We start from the raw sequence: 16005 nt of genomic DNA on the forward strand, positions 1-16005 counted from the left end.
CTCATAGAAAAATTTTTACTGAATCCGGGCCGCAACGCCGGCCATGATCTCTTCCAGACCGAAGCTTTCGCTGTCCAGCCCTTCCAGGCTTACGCCCTGCTCCACGGCCGATTTATAGAGCAGCGAGGCTGCCGCGCCGTCCCAGGCAAGCGCCCCTGCCATGCGGTTGTCTTTGATGTAAATCCGCGTATACACGCCATCCAGTTCGCCGGCCACCGACCGGTCGCATTCGCGCTCGTCCGTATTTCCGATGGAAAACAGCGAGATACCGAACGCGTTGAAAAGCGTCACCGGTACGGGTCTGCGGTAATCGGCAGGCTCAGCGGCCGCCATGTTGGTACCGGCCACCTTGCCCTGCTCGATGGCCCCGCCCCACAAACCTTCTACCCGCCCGTCCAGCTCGGCAAGATCTCCTGCGGCGTAGACATGCGGAGCGCTTGTCTCCAGATGTTGGTTCACCAATACCCCGGAGCGGGTGAGGATGCCTGTCTCCTTTACCAGATCGGTATTCGGTATGATGCCGATGGAATAGACCACATGCTCGCAAGAGATTTCCGCACCGTTATCCAGCACAACGCCGGAGACGGACTCTTCGCCTGTAATGGCAGTGACGCCTGCATGGAGCTTCACTTGCACGCCAGACTGCTCCAGCACAAGATGCAGCTGTTCCGACGAAGTTTCATCGAGCTGTCTGGCCATCAGCCGGGGGGCTGCTTCGACCACGGTTACCGGATAGCCGCCTTCATGCAGCGCCCAAGCGGTCTCCAATCCCTGTACGCCGCCGCCGATGACGACGACGCGCTGACCGGCGGTCAGCTCCGCCTTCAACCGGTCGGCATCGCCCAGCCCGCGGATCGTGTGGACATTGTTCAAGCTTGCGCCGTCCACCGTCAGTGCCCGGTTCCGCGCGCCCATGCAGAGCAGCAGCTTATGATACGCCGTCACCTTGCCGTCCGCCGTTTCAATCTCCAGCCGTTCCGGATGGATCGCCGCCACCCGGCTCGAGGTATGCAGCGTAATCCGGTTGTCCCGGTACCACTTCTCCTTCTTGATCAGCACCTTTTCGCTATGCAGATCGCTGAACAAACCTTTGGTCAGCTTGATGCGGTTGTAGGGCAGATGGTTTTCCTCGCCGAAGATCGTAATCTCCGACTCTGCGTCCTGGTCGCGAATCGCCTTGGCGGCATGAACCGCCGCAACGCCGCTGCCAACGATAACATAATGCTTATTCATCGCTGTCCCCCCTTAGATGGCGCTCAAGAGCAGGTCGGAGACGAACTCGGCCGCGTTCTTGATCTTTTGCGTTTTCTCGGCCTCTTTTGGCGAGAAGCGGACGCGGATTGGGAATTCCACATGCGTCATTCCGGTGGTTTTGATGACATCGGACGTGCTTTGGACGGTCATGTTCGTGCCGTTCAGATAGTCCTGAATAACCTCAATCGCTTCGCCGCTCCAGCCGTATGAACCGAAGGCCGCCGCCAGCTTGCCTTCCAGATCCATGTGCTGAAGTTCCTTCAACAGCGGCTCAAGGTTGCCGATCATATCGGCGTAGCGGGTCGAGCTGCCGATGAAGACGGCATCCGCTGCGGCGATGCTGTCCAGGATGACGGACAGTTCATGTTTATCCGCATCCCAGACCTCGGCTTCGATGCCGTTCTCCTGCAGCGTGGACTGGAGAATGCCCGCCATTTTTTTCGTGTTATTTTTTAGGGTCGTATACACAATGGCCGCTTTCTTCCCTTGGGTCGTCTCCCGGCTCAGCTCGGCGTACAGATCAATGTATTTGCGGACGTCCCGGCGGATCAGGAACCCGTGCGAAGGGGCGATCATGGCAATCTCCAGATCCTTGACCGCCTCCATCAGCGTGCGGACATATCTGCGGTGCGGGTGGATAATGGCGCTATAGTAACCTTTGAAGTCCTCGGTAATGTCGAACCCGGCCTCATCGCTGAACAGTTTGTCCACGGCAACATGGGTACTGAAAATATCGCAAGGATACAAAATTTGGTCTTCCACGCAATAAGTGATCATGGTTTCGGCAGTATGCAGATATGGCGTTTCTTTAAACAGCAGCGTTTTGCCGCCGATATCAAGCGTGTCCCCATCCTTCACCGCGAGAAAATTACGGCCGTGCAGCTTGTACATTTCCTGCAGCTCCGGTACGGCAATCTCCGTGCACACCATCGTCGCATTCGTGGCCTTCATCGCCAGCGCCGCCAGCCCTCCGGAATGATCCGGCTCGGTATGGTTGATCACGATGTACGCAATGTCCAGCGGATCGATCAGCTCGGCTACGCGCTCCGCATACTCCCGGCCAAACTCCATATCCACGGTATCGATCACCGTCGGCTTGCCGGTTTTCAGCAAATAGGAATTATACGTCGTCCCTTTCGTCAGAATCAGCCGATGGAACGGAACCTCCCGGTCGTCGATTTTACCTACCCAATACGTATCTTTGGCAATCTGAATATCGGTAATGGTCATCTCTCTTCGCCCTCCAAATGATAATGTTTATCAACACCCTCATTCTATAATGGGCACCGGGGGCAAAAGGAGGATTGAAATCAAATTTTGAAAGTTTGGAAAAGAGAATGAAATCTACAACTTCGAATATACACCGTTTGCGGTGGAGGGTTGTGCGTGGGGTCACGCCGGCCGGAAAAAGCATCCATCCAATATTAGGAACGTTAGGGACACAAACTCTCCGGTATTCGGCCAAACTCAAAAAGACCTTGATCGCTCAAGGTCTCTTCATCTCTCCGGTTAGCCGTTGCCTCCCGTTACAATCTCCCCGCCGCCCACTTCGCGGCATTCACGATCCATTCCCCGTAGGTCCCATGCTCGAACGAGGGCAAATGATGACCCGGCATCAGAAACGCGACGCGGCCCAGCCCATAATTCCGCACCCATGCCGCCGGCCAGTCCTGCCCTTCATGACAGTAGTTCAACAGAATCGTCGGCTCTGCCAGCGGGTCCAGCTCAAAGCGGTACGGCTCCTCCTCCAGCGAAAAAGCCTCCAGCCCCTGCGTCAAGGGATGGCCGGCGGCCGCAATGCAAAAAGGCAGCGCGGTATATTCCGGATGCCCCGTGAATCTCGCTCCGATCAGCTGAGCCAATTCCGGGCTCGCCTGCAGCGAAATGCCATTATGAAGGACCAGCAGCCCGCCGCCGCCGGCCACAAATTGCAAAAGCCCCGCCGTCTCTTCGGCTGCCGGTACCTTGTTCCATCTATCGGTATACGAAATGCACAGTTCATATGGCGCAAGGTGCTCTGGCCGCAGGGAGCCCGTCCCTTCCGCCGAGGTTACTTCCGCCGTATCCCGCAAAATATTCAGAAGGCGCGCTTTAACTGCCCCCAGCGGATGATAGGGCGCGTCGATATCGGTGCCGATTAGAAGTGTACGAATGGTCATGTTTATTGCCTCCTTCTTATTTAATGGCAGCCCTTCGCGCTCACCAAGGCAACGTATTGCCTTCATTATCAATGAGCGCAAGCCCTTCACCGGAATAACCGGGGTCCAGCCGCTGGTCCACCAGCCCGAGAATATGTCCGGCGGATTCGTCCGGCGTCAGCTTTCCCGCCTCATCGAGCTTGCCCTGCATGTAGGTCCGGACATGGCCGGGGTGGATGACCATCACCTTGCCTCCCTGTGGCACGATCTGATTATGAATCAGCCTGGACTGCATATTCAGCGCCGCCTTTGACATGCAATAAGCATACAAGCGGTCCGCCAGCAGCTTCCGATGCTGCCTGCCTCCGAGGAGATGTTGACGATAAGCTTGCTGTCGCTGTTTAGAATGGGCCCGATCAGTCCGTTCGACATCCGCAGCGAGCCGAGCGCATTGACGCGGAACACCTTGTCCATCTCTTCAAAATCCAGCCCGTCCTCGATCGTCGCCTCGATGTCGCCCAAAATCGCCCCGTTGTTGATCAGAATGTCCACCCGGTCCGTGATGCCAGATACCGCTGCTATCGCTTTGGATACGCTTTCTGCATTGTCGATATCAAGCGGAATCACTTTAAGCCTTCCCCCGAAGGCTTCCTCCAGCCGCGCAAGCTCGCCTCCGGCTTCGGCAAATTGCCCGGCAAACACATATAATCCCCGTTCGAGCAATCCTTTCGCCAATCCAAGTCCGACGCCACGGTCGGCTCCCGTCACGAATGCATAACGCATGATCGATTCCCCTCCATGTTCTTTTCTCTGCCTTATTATTGTAGTCCAAACCTCTTAGGGGAGACATCATCCAATGACCGGATTATATGGCATAATGCCGTTTTCCGCCTGAAGCGGAACGGCAAGAATCTCGGAATTCCGTTAAGTCTATGCGCAATAAGGGACGTATTTATAAAACTCAAGTCCTTTCTAGCAAATAATGTTTGTTTTTGGCGGAAATATGTGAGATTCTGTAAATAATCCAGTCTATGAATAATATCACATTGTTCAAAGATTCATAACACCACAGAAGAGAGGTCAAACGATGGAGAACAAGAAGGTATTATCCAAAGTCGCATTATTCCTGGCCATTTTATTATTATGTATTTCGATTCTGCCACCGCCCTTAATCACCCGGGCCGCACCGGTGCTGCAGGCCGAAAACGTACCTATTCAACCTTGGCCCTCCAGCTTCACAGCCTACACGGACAGCGCCGGCAAGGTGATCAGCGATCCGGCAAATGAGCCGGGGATCAGCCCTGACGACGTTGACTTTTCAAGCGGGCTGACGAAAGGTGCAGGGAGCCTGCCCTCGTTCTACGTGGCGGGCGACGGTTCGAACCTCTTTTTCCGGATGCGGCTGTTAGGCGATCCGCGGGACGACAAAGGCGGGTTTCTCTCCTCCGTCTGGCTCGTGAAGGTATCCGATGGCAGCGCAACCAAAGCCGTCATTGGCCTGAACGGCAAATCCCCGCATGAGGACTACATTTATGTCGCAAGCGGGAGCGGTTCGGCGGTGCATGTGCTGAACAAAACAGATAATACAGGGAACAATGTTCCCGGCGCGCGGGTCACCGAGGATGCGAACGGCGATTATTTCCTTGATTTTCAGGTTCCCGTGGCCAGTCTGACCGCCATCGATTCCAGCATTACGCCGGCATCTATCCTGAAGTTCGCATTCGCTACTTCCAAAGCCGCCAATTTGGCGGTGATCAATAAGGATGGACAGGACGAAACCTATGGCGATTATGCAAAGGTCTCCCCGTTCGCCATCTATCGACCGGTAATTGCAATCACGGGGCTTCAGGACGCCTATACCAGCTTCCCGGCTTCGGTAAGCGGCACTACCGCCAATGTGGCCAACGGACAAACCGTTACCTTAACCTTGACCCCGACTTCCGGCAATGGTTCCGCGATCACCAAAACGGCAACCGCAACCGACAATGCCTGGAGCGTCACCGGGATCTCGGGCGTGCCTTCCGGATTCTCTTATCTGGTTACGGCCAGCGTAGTGAATGAAAAGGGATATACGGCTACCGCATCCCAGCTTACCGGAATCGGCGCCTCTAAGGTGACGATCAACGGGAATCCGAGTTATTCCACCTACCAGTTCCCGACCAGCTTTGCAGGAACGTTCGTGCGTTCGGCTACCGGCAACCGAAACGTCCTGTTCTCGGTCCACCGTTTATCGGGCACCGATTTAGCCACGGAGACGCTGTTGACTTCAAGCATGAGGCTCGGCGTCACCGGTAATCCGGGAGCCTGGTCTACATCCTCGGTCAGCTACTTGAACGGAAGCACACCGACGCCAGGATCTACTTACAAGATCACTGCCGTAGACGAAGATAACGCCAACGCCAAAGCGGTGCAGATCATCAAGTACCTGTCCAGCAGCATTGCCATCAGCTCGCCGGCAAATAATACGCGCTCCGACGTGACGACGCCCGACGTAACCGGAACGGCGAATCCCGGCGAGGCAGTGAATCTGTATATCGACAATACGTTTTATCAGCAAACCGTGGCCGACGGCAGCGGCAACTGGAAGATCAGCGTCGATAAACCGCTTACGGCTACGCCGGTGAACAGTTACCACGCCTTCAAGGCCGTAGTTACTGACGGCACCAGCCAAGTGGCGAGCAATATCGTGAATTATGGGGTCAGCGCGCTGGACGTCAGCATTGAAAACGGCTCGCATCCCTACATCTATCTGACCAACGCCGAACCGCAGTTCCGCGGCAGATCGACAGATACCGCGGTTAATGTAACCATCACCGATGACAGCGAGGATTCGAACTCCTATACCTGGTCCGATGTACCGGTGAATTCCGGCAAATGGACGGTAAAGGTCCCTTCGCAATTTACGCTGGCTAACGGGAAAAACTACACCGTAGTCGCGTCCGCCAAAAACAATGGCGCCATCCAGGCTTCCTTGCATGTACGCGTAAAAACGGAGACGTCGATCGCGGTCAGCAGCCCGGCGCCCGACACGCGCATCAATGCCCGCGGCCCGATTACGGGAACGTCCGAACCGAATGCCAACATCAGCTTGAACCTCGACAAGACAAGCACAGTCGAGGTAGCAGCCAATGAATACGGCGTTTGGAGCTATACGCCTTCTGCCGACTGGACGACCGGCAGCCATACCGCGGAAGCAACGACCTCCGATGAGGCGGGGAACACCGCATCGGCCGCGACCACGTTCAAGGTCGGGACTGCCGTCATCGCTTCCGTATCCGATGTGAGCCAAAGTGTACCGTACGCAACCGCTCTTGCCGACGCCATTGCTGTTCTTGGAACGGAAGTGACCGTTAATCTGGAAGGCGGCGGCACCGCTCAGGTTCCCATCACCTGGAGTGAAGATTCCGACCCGACATACAGCGGTTCTGCTCCTGGTGCCTATGTTTTTACAGGCACATTCGGTAAGCTACCTGAGGGCATCTATAACAGCAATGAAATTCCAGCGCCTAAAGGAACGGTAACCGTGCTTCCGCAGATTACCAAGAGCATCGCCTCTGTGGTATCCGAACCCGAAATCAACGTGATTAACGGGACGGCTGCCGATAAAGCAAAGAGCCAGCTCGGCTCCGAGGTCAACGTCAATTTGACCGGCGGCGAAACGGCGACGGTCCAGGTCTCGTGGAGTGAGAATTCGGAACCGGCATATAACGGTGCTACAGCCGGCACTTATGTCTTCACAGGAAGCTTCAAAACGCCGCTGCCGGTTGGCGTCAATAACAACAACTCCGTCAGCGCAACCGGAACCGTCCACGTACTGCCCCCGGGCACCACGTCGATCGCTTCCGCGGGAGAAGTCAACGTAACGGTTTCCTATTCCACCGGACTATCAAAAGCCAAGGAGACTTTGGGCGGCACGGTTAAGGTAACGCTTGAAGACGGCAGCAAGGCCGTGGTTCCCGTCATATGGGACAACGTATCCGACGAAACCACGCCCGAGTACAACGGCAATCAGGCGGCAACCTATCCTTTCACGGGCACCCTTGGTCCTTTGCCGGAAGGAGTGGACAATGAAGGATCAGTTAAGGCCAAAGGGAATGTGACGGTCGCCGGATTCAGCGAAAACCAGTTGAAGGAAGTGGTGCGCAGCCTCTGGATCCGCTACAGCCCGGGGGATATCTGGGAAAGCGTAACGCTGCCGGCATTTCTGCTGAAGGACGGAAAATACAATACCGATATTACGTGGACCTCGAATAAGCCGGATATTATCTCCATCGAAGAGGCCCCCGCAGACTGGGGGAATGCCGAGGGAAGAGAATTCAAGGCGGAGATTAAACGGCAGGACGTTGACGAAAGCGTCATTCTGACAGCCACCGTGAGCAAAGACAATCTGAGCTTGTCCCGCAGCTTCCTGCTGATCGTCAAGAGCACAAACGTCGAGGAGAGCAAAACGACAAGCCCGCGGAGCGACAGCAATATTACGGTAAACGATACAGAAATACCGATCTCGATCAACCGCACGACCCTGTCGGACGGCAGCCGGATCGACAAACTGATCGTGTCTCCGGCATCTATGGACCAGCTGCTGCTGTTAGCCGGACCCGGTGCCGATCTGGAGATGAACTTCAACGATAAACCGGGCGGGAATCTTGCCGATCGTTCCGATGAGATCACGATGGAGATTCCTATCGACGCCTTGGATAAGCTCAATAATCAGGCCGTTCAGCTTACGACACCTGAAGGCTCTGTCCGGCTCCCGGCAGCATCCGTAGCCCAAACGCAGAATGCCGGAACCGACTTGTTCTTCCGGATTGTTCCGGTACGGGCGGAGATGAAACGCCAGGCGATCTTTGACGATACGCTGCAGAATACGCTGGTCAAGGCGGAGGCCGGAGGCAAAACGATCCGGACGCTCGACATTCCGCGCGAAATCGAGACTAATTACTCAGGTTTTGCAACCGAAGTAACTTTGCCTTTGACGTACCTTACGATTCCGAGCGATCCCCTGCAGCGCCAACAGTACCTGGATTCCCTGCGCGTCTTCATCCAGCACTCGGACGGTACGCTGGCCATTGTCGGGGGAACAGGCCCTTCGTCCCTTCCCGCCCAGATCGTCACGTCCAACGGTACGCCGACCGGACTGAAGTTCACGATCGACAAGTTCAGTACCTTTACCTTCTTCCAGGTCACGGATCCGGCGCCGGTCTCGAATCCTGCGCCATCCAGTACCCCGGCGCCGGTCAACGCGAAAGCAACCTCCGGGACCGTCAGCGTGAATGATAAGCAGATCGAGCTTGTGCTGGATCAGCCGCTTACCGCAGGCACGCTGCCTACAGAAGGGTTTATGGTTACGATGGCAGGTCGAACCGTCAAGGTTCTAAGCGCTCAGATTACCGCCGGCAACCGGCTGGTTCTGACCGTGGATGCCTCCATCCCGGCGGGAACGCTTCTGAAAGTTGGCTACAAGGCGCCGGTGACAGGCGGCACAGCTGCTTCCGGCACGTTGGATTCCTTTGCGCTGGAGATCCTGAACAGCTCGGTTCACCAGAAATATATCAGTGGTTATCCGGACGGCACCTTCAAACCTGAAAATTCGATCACGCGGGCGGAGATGGCCGCAATTCTGGCCCGGTTGCTGGGGGCCGCCCCGGCGAAGGGCGCAGGCAAACCGTATCCGGATGTGAACGCAACGCACTGGGCCGCGGCGGGGATTCAGCGCATGAAGGATACCGGAATCATGAAAGGCTATCCGGACGGACGGTTTTATCCCGAAAAGAAAATCAGCCGCGGAGAGATGGCTGCCGTGATTCAGGCCTTTACCGGAAAAACGGCGGGTTCAAACGTTCCGGTTACTTACAGTGATACGGCCGGCCATTGGGCGAAATACGCCATCGAGGAGCTGAAAAATGAAGGAATCATGATCGGAAGCACGGACGGGCTATTCCATCCGTACGATAATCTGACCCGGGCGGAAGCCGTTGCGGCCTTAAACAAGGTGCTGCACCGGGGCGGGCTTACCGGCGATTTCGCGCCGACCTGGCCCGATGTGGCCAAGAGCCATTGGAACTATGCACAGATCGAGGAAGCTTCCCATTCCCACGAATCCACCCGCATCAGCGACACGGAAGAGCAGTGGATACGGTTCGTGACGCAATAAAGTAAACGAACATCTGGGATTACAAACGACAAGCTGGCATCGGGTTACACCGTTGCCAGCTTGTTTATTTTTCGCGGCTGATTACACGTTCCTGTCTGAGTTGTTTCATTCCGCCGATAACCGGTTCATCCGCTCGGCAACGGACTGGGCGTAAGCATGTAAGTGAAACGACCTCAGCATGTTCACATAAGCCTGAACGTTCTTGGAATTGTAGGGGTCCTTGGCACAGAGTTTTTCATAATACTCCATGCTCCTGTAATGGTCTCCCTCCCTCGCGAAATGCTCTGCCAACGTACTCAAAATATGCAGATATTTAATTCGCAGCCGCTCTCTCTCCGCTTCAATGTAAGCCTCGTATCTGTATTCCTCCAGCAAATCGCCTTTATACAGCTGCTCCGCCCGCATGAAGTCCCGGATAGGGCCATCTTCCCTGCCTGCCTCTAAAAAATCGGCGAGATCCAGCTCTACGAGTCCGGTGTTTAAGGCGTAGAGCCCGTCGGCATTTTTAATGTAACGGGAATTGCGTCCAGGGTTAACCCCCGGCTCAAGCGTGCTTCTGAGGACGGATAAAGCAACATATAGCTGATTTTGTGCTGGCCCAAGCGGTTGGTCTTTAAACAGCTCCTCGATGATCATATCCTGAGGTATCCTTGCCCCGTGATTAACAATCAGATACAGCAGGAGTCTTAGACTGGTTTTTCGCCGGATCGCAACCGGTTGCTGATTAATGGTAATGCCGAACGGCCCAAGCACCTGAATCCGCAGCAGAGGCGCCGTTTCTGCTTCTATCATGACCGCAGTTTTCTCCCGCTGTTCATGCTTGTAGCGGCCGATAATGAAAGGATAGCCATTCTTCTCGCACACTTCATGAAGTTCACGCCACTTCAAGCCGGCGGCCTCGGGCTTGTGCTGCTGGAGCAGCAACGCATACTGAGCGGAAACGACATGCGCAAACAAAAACCTGAACGGCTGGAGCATCCGGTGGGCGGTTTCGAGGCAGGCCTCCGCTTCTGACAGGCGTCCCGCGCTGACATAGGCTCTGGCCAGATAAAGGTTGGCTAAGCCGATATCGCGATCAAACCCGAACTCCTCGGCAAGCTTGACGGTTTGCCGCGCCCACTCCACCGCCATCGGGACATCGTTAAGGAGCGTATAAAGCTTGCAGCGGCTGCAATGCAGAAAGAACCGGAGCGCATCATCGTTTCCCTGGCCGCGTTCGAGGGCCTTTTCCAGATACTCCACCGCCTCGGGAACCTGGTCTTCAATCAAGGTGTCTGCCATTCCGCTCAGGGCATAAGGAAGGAAATTCAGGTCGCCCACCGATTCGGCGAGGAACAAACTGCGCTGGGCACAAGCTTTAGCCTCTGCGGGCTCTCCCAGATTTAGCAGCAAATCGGCCAGAAAATTGAGGCTTAACATCATCATCGGCTGATCCTGCACCGCCTCGAAGGTGTGCAGCGCAGCTTCCGAGAGCGCCCTGGCGTGCCCAAGGTCTCCTATCAGTTTATAGATCCCCGCCAATTGCTGACGGATGCGGGCGGCCCATAGCTGCTGATGCCTGTTATCCAGATCGACCAGATGGTTCTCCAGCCGGGCAATCAGACTATGCAAAATATACAAGGGGATGCAGCGGTACAGAAAAATGGAGGATTCCAGATAATGATGATCAAAAAACTCCTCAAGCCAGCTTTGGAGCAGCTCCATAAATTCCTGAGGCTGATATCGGACCTGAAGTATTCGCATCAGTCTCCCGGCATTCACGAAATCCCTGCCAAGAATGGAATGGGCAAAGGCCGGAAAAAACCGATGGTTCTCCTCGTAAATGGCGCTCAGCCTCAAATGATCCTGGTTGATTGCGCTGCGGCTGGTTTCTTGGCGGTACTGCTCCAGCAGGAAGGAACGGAACAATTTATGGTAACGGAAGGTTCGCTCTTGCGGATCGACGGCAAAGGTAAAACGTTGAACGAAAAGCGCAGGCAACTCGGTGTCGGCCGTGTCCAAATATTGCATCAGAACAGACGGCTCCAGCTCCTTCATAATGCTTGTCTTCAGCAATAAAGAACGGAGTTCAGGGGGATGCGGCTTAATCATTTCTCTGTCGATATAGTCGTACAGATGCGGGATCTTCGGAAGTTTCGGCAGAAGGCGGCTGCGCTCCTCCATAGACTTGCCCTTCAGCGCGTCATGGAGAAGCTCCAGGCTGGCCGGCCAGCCCTCGGTCGATTGCAGGATAAATTCGATTTCGGGCTCTGTCAGCGGCGCCGCCGGCAGGTCCTGAAAGAACAAGGCCAGCTCCTCCTTCGTGAAGGCAAGCTCCGATGGACCGATACCAAAATAGTTTCGGCGTAATTTATAGGAAGCGTAAGGAAGAGAGGGAAGGGTCTGCCCGATCACAACAAAGTGTATCCCGGGCGGGGTTTCATGAATCAGCCTCTCCACGAGATCCAGGATATCCCGCGACTCCTGAAGGACATGCGCATGGTCCAGAATAATATGCAGCTCCTCCGGCCAATTGGACAATGTATGCAATAGTCCTTCCGCATCCGCATGAATAAACTTGGGCACCCGCAGATGGGGACGAAGCTTCAGCTCTTTGCCGAGGGCAGCGAGCAAATGGGCCACGAAGCTGCCGGCGGAATTGCCGTTATCATGCAGCTGATACCAGATCGCAGGCATATTCCGATCCATAAAGTAACTGGAGAGCAAGGCGGTCTTGCCGTAACCGGGCTCCGCAACCGCCGTCATCAGCTTTACCTGCCGGTGGCGGTCAATCAGCTCGAACAGGCGGGGACGGGGCATGTAATGCATATAATCCGGGATGCAGATTCTGCTATTGTGTTCATGTTGGTTCAATCGGCTTTCACCTCGCTCTGCGGCATCTTTCCATATCATTTAACTTCATCAGAATGAGTCAGGATCCCTGACACCATTATACCTCTTCTCATTTCTATTTTTAAGAAATAATATGATATTTTTCTCCTTTCAAAGGAAATTATAACGCTTTCATCAACCTTTCCCATGTTTTTTGTAAGATCACAGTAAGGTTAACCCATTATTATATCCTCCATGTAATATATATTGACTCAAGACTTAAAACCGGCTGAATCCATAATGGAGGTGTATCCCATGAACCGATCTGCCTGATTACTGGATGCGCGTACCGCTGAACTCCCGAATCAAAGTACATTTTTCGTTCAATCAGGAGGGTAAAAACTTGAAAAAACAATGGGTTAGCAAGTCTATTCTGGTCACGGCCTTCACCTCGCTCTTGATGGGTACGATCGGCAGCGCCTTTGCCGCCCCGACGCCTTCGGACAAGCCGCGAAAAAGCGCATGGACGGCGGAATCCGCCCCGGAGGAAAAGGTCATTCAAATACCGCCGGCTTCAGGCGGGGAAGCGGAGCAGAGCGGGACCCCGGCGATTCCGGCCGGAGAAGCCGCGTATGACCGCAGCCAAATTATCGTAAAGTACAAATCCGGCTTCTCCTCGCCATCCGGTTCCATTTTAAATAACGATATTCTCAAGAACCGGGTCACGCTCTCCGGCATTCATGCCGACGCCCTTTCGCTCCCCGACTCTACAGACATTAAGCCGCTGCTTGCCAAGCTGAATCAGGACCCTCATGTGCTCTACGCCGAACCTAACTACAAGGTATATCCCGCCGCAGCAGGCACGCTCCCGGACGACACATACTTCCAGAACCAATGGGCGCTGCTCAACACCGGACAGGATCCGGCGGGCTTCAACACCCCGGGCACCCCGGGAATCGATATCAAGGCCACGGATGCCTGGAGCATTACCCGGGGTAGCAGCGATCTCACGGTTGCCGTCATCGATACCGGCGTTGCGATCGACCATCCCGATTTGGCGGGCAGCCTCTGGACCAACGCCAAGGATTTTCCCGGCAATGGCCTGGACGATGACCATAACGGCTACGCGGACGATGTCCACGGCTGGAATTTCGCCGATGATTCGGACCAGCTTTTTGATGCGGTGGACGGAGATTGGCACGGAACGGCCGTAGCCGGAATTATCGCGGCTTCATCCAACAACGGCATCGGGGTATCGGGCATCGCCCCGAACGTAAAAATCATGCCGCTCAAATTCATCAAAGGCGAAAACGGATCCGTGCTCGATCTGATCGAGGCGATCCAATACGCCAAGGATAACGGGGCGAAAATCGCCAATATCAGCGCGGAGCTTTATTCTTACAGCCAGGCGCTCAAGGATGCAATCGACGCCTCGAACATGCTCGTCGTCGCCCCTTCCGGCAACTATGGCGTGAACACGGACGCCACTCCGGCTTATCCGGCTGCCTTTGACAATCCCGGCATTCTCTCCGTAACGGCCGTGGACAATACAGGAAACCTGGTTCCGGGATCGAATATCGGGGCCGAATCCGTCGACGTGGCAGCTCCCGGCTACGAGGTGTGGACCACCGAGCCCATAAGCAACCCGGGTCTCTCCGCTCAGATCGAAGAGGGGAACTCCCGGATTATTTTTAACGGCATCGCTTTTGAGAACATACTTGACGAGGAGGATGCCGACCAGAATTACCGTCAGGATGCCTTTGACCGGGCGATGGAGTATCTCGGCGCGGCCAAGGATGACCCTTCGGCCAAAATCCTTCTCGTTCAGGATGACGGCTCCAATATCGCCCCTTATCCGTCCAGCTCCAAGCGATCCAAGTACCTGGAGCTGCTTGAGGATTATGCCGGCTTTGACGAAGACAGCGATATCGTGACTTCCGCTCCCGACGGCGGCGATGGTCCTTCCGTAGAGAAGATGAAGGAATACGACGCGGTCATTTGGTTTACGGGCACAGCCTCCTTCGAAAAATATCCGAACATCACCGAAAACGACCAGCTCCATCTCACGGAGTATTTGAAGAATGGTGGACGACTGCTGCTCACCGGCTCTCATTCGCTGCATAAAATCGAAGATTCCTCATTCGTAAGCGATGTTCTGCATCTGTACTTCAAAGAGGAGTTCATGTGGGAGAATGTCGTCGGGATTCCCGGCACGATCTACGAAGGCGTGAACTATCCGCTGAACGAGGACAAAGACAGCTATAACTGGGTGATCTCCAGAGATCCGTCCATTGCCAAAATCAACCTTGAATTCGTCATGCCCGTGCCTAAGAGCGTTTATGGCTACGTCATTGGCACGTCCTTCGCCGCCGCCCATGCCTCCGGCGCCGCCGCGCTGCTGCTCAGCCAGGAACCGTCGCTCAGCCCGCTCGCCGTTAAGCAGCGGATCATGAGCAGCGGTACGCGCCTGAGCTCGCTGACCGGCCGCGTGGCCAGCGGTGCCATGGTCAACGCCTATCGGGCATTGACGGATGACGACATCCCCGGCACGCCTTATGCGGGCGGCAGCCTCACGAACCGGCTGGATGAGGCCTCCGACGTAAACGATGTGTATGCCCTTGAACTCCATGCCGGCGAGGATATCAGCATCGAACTGAGCGGGGATAAAGGGACCGACTTTGACCTGTACCTGTTCGCTCCAGAAGCGGAAACCGTTCAGGGCAACCAAAATCTCCTGGCTTATTCGGAACATGAGGGGACTTCGGCCGAATCCATAGCGTATACGGTGACCAAGAGCGGCACCTACTACCTCGACGTCTATGCCTTTAAAGGTAGCGGAAGCTATACCCTTAGCATGGCAACCGGCAATCTGACGGGTCGCTATGAAGATACCAGCGATTCGCTGGTCTTCACCGGCCCTTGGGCAGCGCTTAGCGGCAGCGCCTATTCCGGTTCGACCGCCAAGCAAATCGACGAAAAAGGCAAGGTCGAGTTCGCGTTTGTCGGCAGCTATATCGGCTGGATCGGCTCGAAGAACGACAAGCAGGGCATCGCCAATGTTTATATTGACGGCATCAAGGCTGCTTCCCCTTCGCTGTTCAGTGCAACCCCGCTGGACAAACAGATCGTCTTTGAGAAAATCGTCCCTTACGGGCAGCATACCTTCTCGATTGAATGGACCGGCAAGACCGATCCGGACGCTAAAAAGACCGGCACCGCCTTCATCAACGTCGATGCGCTCGCCGTGGAGCATCTCATTCAGGAAGACAATGCTACGACCACTTACGGAGGTGCCTGGAAGACCAATTTCAGCCTGAAGCATTTTGGCGGAATCGCCAAATACGCGGACCGCGAAGGAGCCTATGCGCAGTTCAAATTCGAGGGCAGCCAGGTTCGGCTGCTGGCTTATACCGGACCGGGCCGCGGGTTGGCGGACATTTATATCGATGATAAGCCTGTGGTCTCTGTCGACTTGTACAGTGCGGCTCCGGGTTTCCGGAAGACCGTGTTCACATCGGGCGTTTTACCGGCAGGCAAGCACACCCTGAAAGTAGTGGCGGCCGGGCAGAAAAGCGCAGCCTCCAGCGGCACTTCCATCTCGGTGGATGCCATCTCCGTCACGCCGTAACAACGTTGACTATCTTTTCA

8 protein-coding genes are annotated in these 16005 nt (G+C 55.3%); 2 read left to right on the top strand and 6 right to left on the bottom strand.

Annotated features, from left to right (window positions below):
* Positions 1 to 15: 15 nt before the first annotated feature.
* From BMW84_RS09795 to BMW84_RS09810, 5 genes are all read right to left on the bottom strand, one after another.
* Positions 16 to 1233 carry an NAD(P)/FAD-dependent oxidoreductase gene (locus tag BMW84_RS09795; RefSeq protein ID WP_091067187.1) on the bottom strand — a complete coding sequence of 406 codons (1218 nt, stop codon included), beginning with the start codon at positions 1231 to 1233 and terminating at the stop codon, positions 16 to 18.
* 12 nt (positions 1234 to 1245) lie between these two features.
* Positions 1246 to 2484 carry an FprA family A-type flavoprotein gene (locus tag BMW84_RS09800; protein WP_091067190.1) on the bottom strand — a complete coding sequence of 413 codons (1239 nt, stop codon included), beginning with the start codon at positions 2482 to 2484 and terminating at the stop codon, positions 1246 to 1248.
* Between the two features lie 296 nt (positions 2485 to 2780).
* Positions 2781 to 3413, bottom strand: coding sequence for a ThuA domain-containing protein (locus tag BMW84_RS09805; RefSeq protein WP_091067192.1), 633 nt, complete (start codon positions 3411 to 3413; stop codon positions 2781 to 2783).
* A 40-nt stretch (positions 3414 to 3453) separates the two neighbouring features.
* Entirely contained in the window at positions 3454 to 3687 is a 234-nt protein-coding gene (locus BMW84_RS25025; protein WP_254772909.1) for a Rossmann-fold NAD(P)-binding domain-containing protein, read from the bottom strand.
* 2 nt (positions 3688 to 3689) lie between these two features.
* Entirely contained in the window at positions 3690 to 4175 is a 486-nt protein-coding gene (locus tag BMW84_RS09810) for an SDR family NAD(P)-dependent oxidoreductase (protein ID WP_254772910.1), read from the bottom strand.
* 304 nt (positions 4176 to 4479) lie between these two features.
* Between BMW84_RS09810 and BMW84_RS09815 the strand changes: the two genes are divergently transcribed.
* The gene (locus tag BMW84_RS09815) at positions 4480 to 9546 is read left to right on the top strand and encodes an S-layer homology domain-containing protein (RefSeq protein ID WP_091067194.1); all 5067 of its coding nucleotides are present in this window, start codon (positions 4480 to 4482) and stop codon (positions 9544 to 9546) included.
* A gap of 105 nt (positions 9547 to 9651) precedes the next feature.
* Here BMW84_RS09815 and BMW84_RS09820 read toward each other — a convergent pair whose 3' ends face one another.
* A complete protein-coding gene (locus BMW84_RS09820) occupies positions 9652 to 12399 on the bottom strand; it encodes an AfsR/SARP family transcriptional regulator (protein ID WP_175498718.1) in 2748 nt (915 codons plus the stop codon).
* A gap of 361 nt (positions 12400 to 12760) precedes the next feature.
* Here BMW84_RS09820 and BMW84_RS09825 point away from each other — a divergent pair, with 361 nt between their 5' ends.
* Entirely contained in the window at positions 12761 to 15985 is a 3225-nt protein-coding gene (locus BMW84_RS09825; protein WP_175498719.1) for a S8 family serine peptidase, read from the top strand.
* Positions 15986 to 16005 lie beyond the last annotated feature (20 nt).

The organism is Paenibacillus sp. NFR01 (genome assembly GCF_900111565.1).
In the GTDB taxonomy this organism is placed as follows: Bacteria; Bacillota; Bacilli; order Paenibacillales; family Paenibacillaceae; genus Paenibacillus_AQ.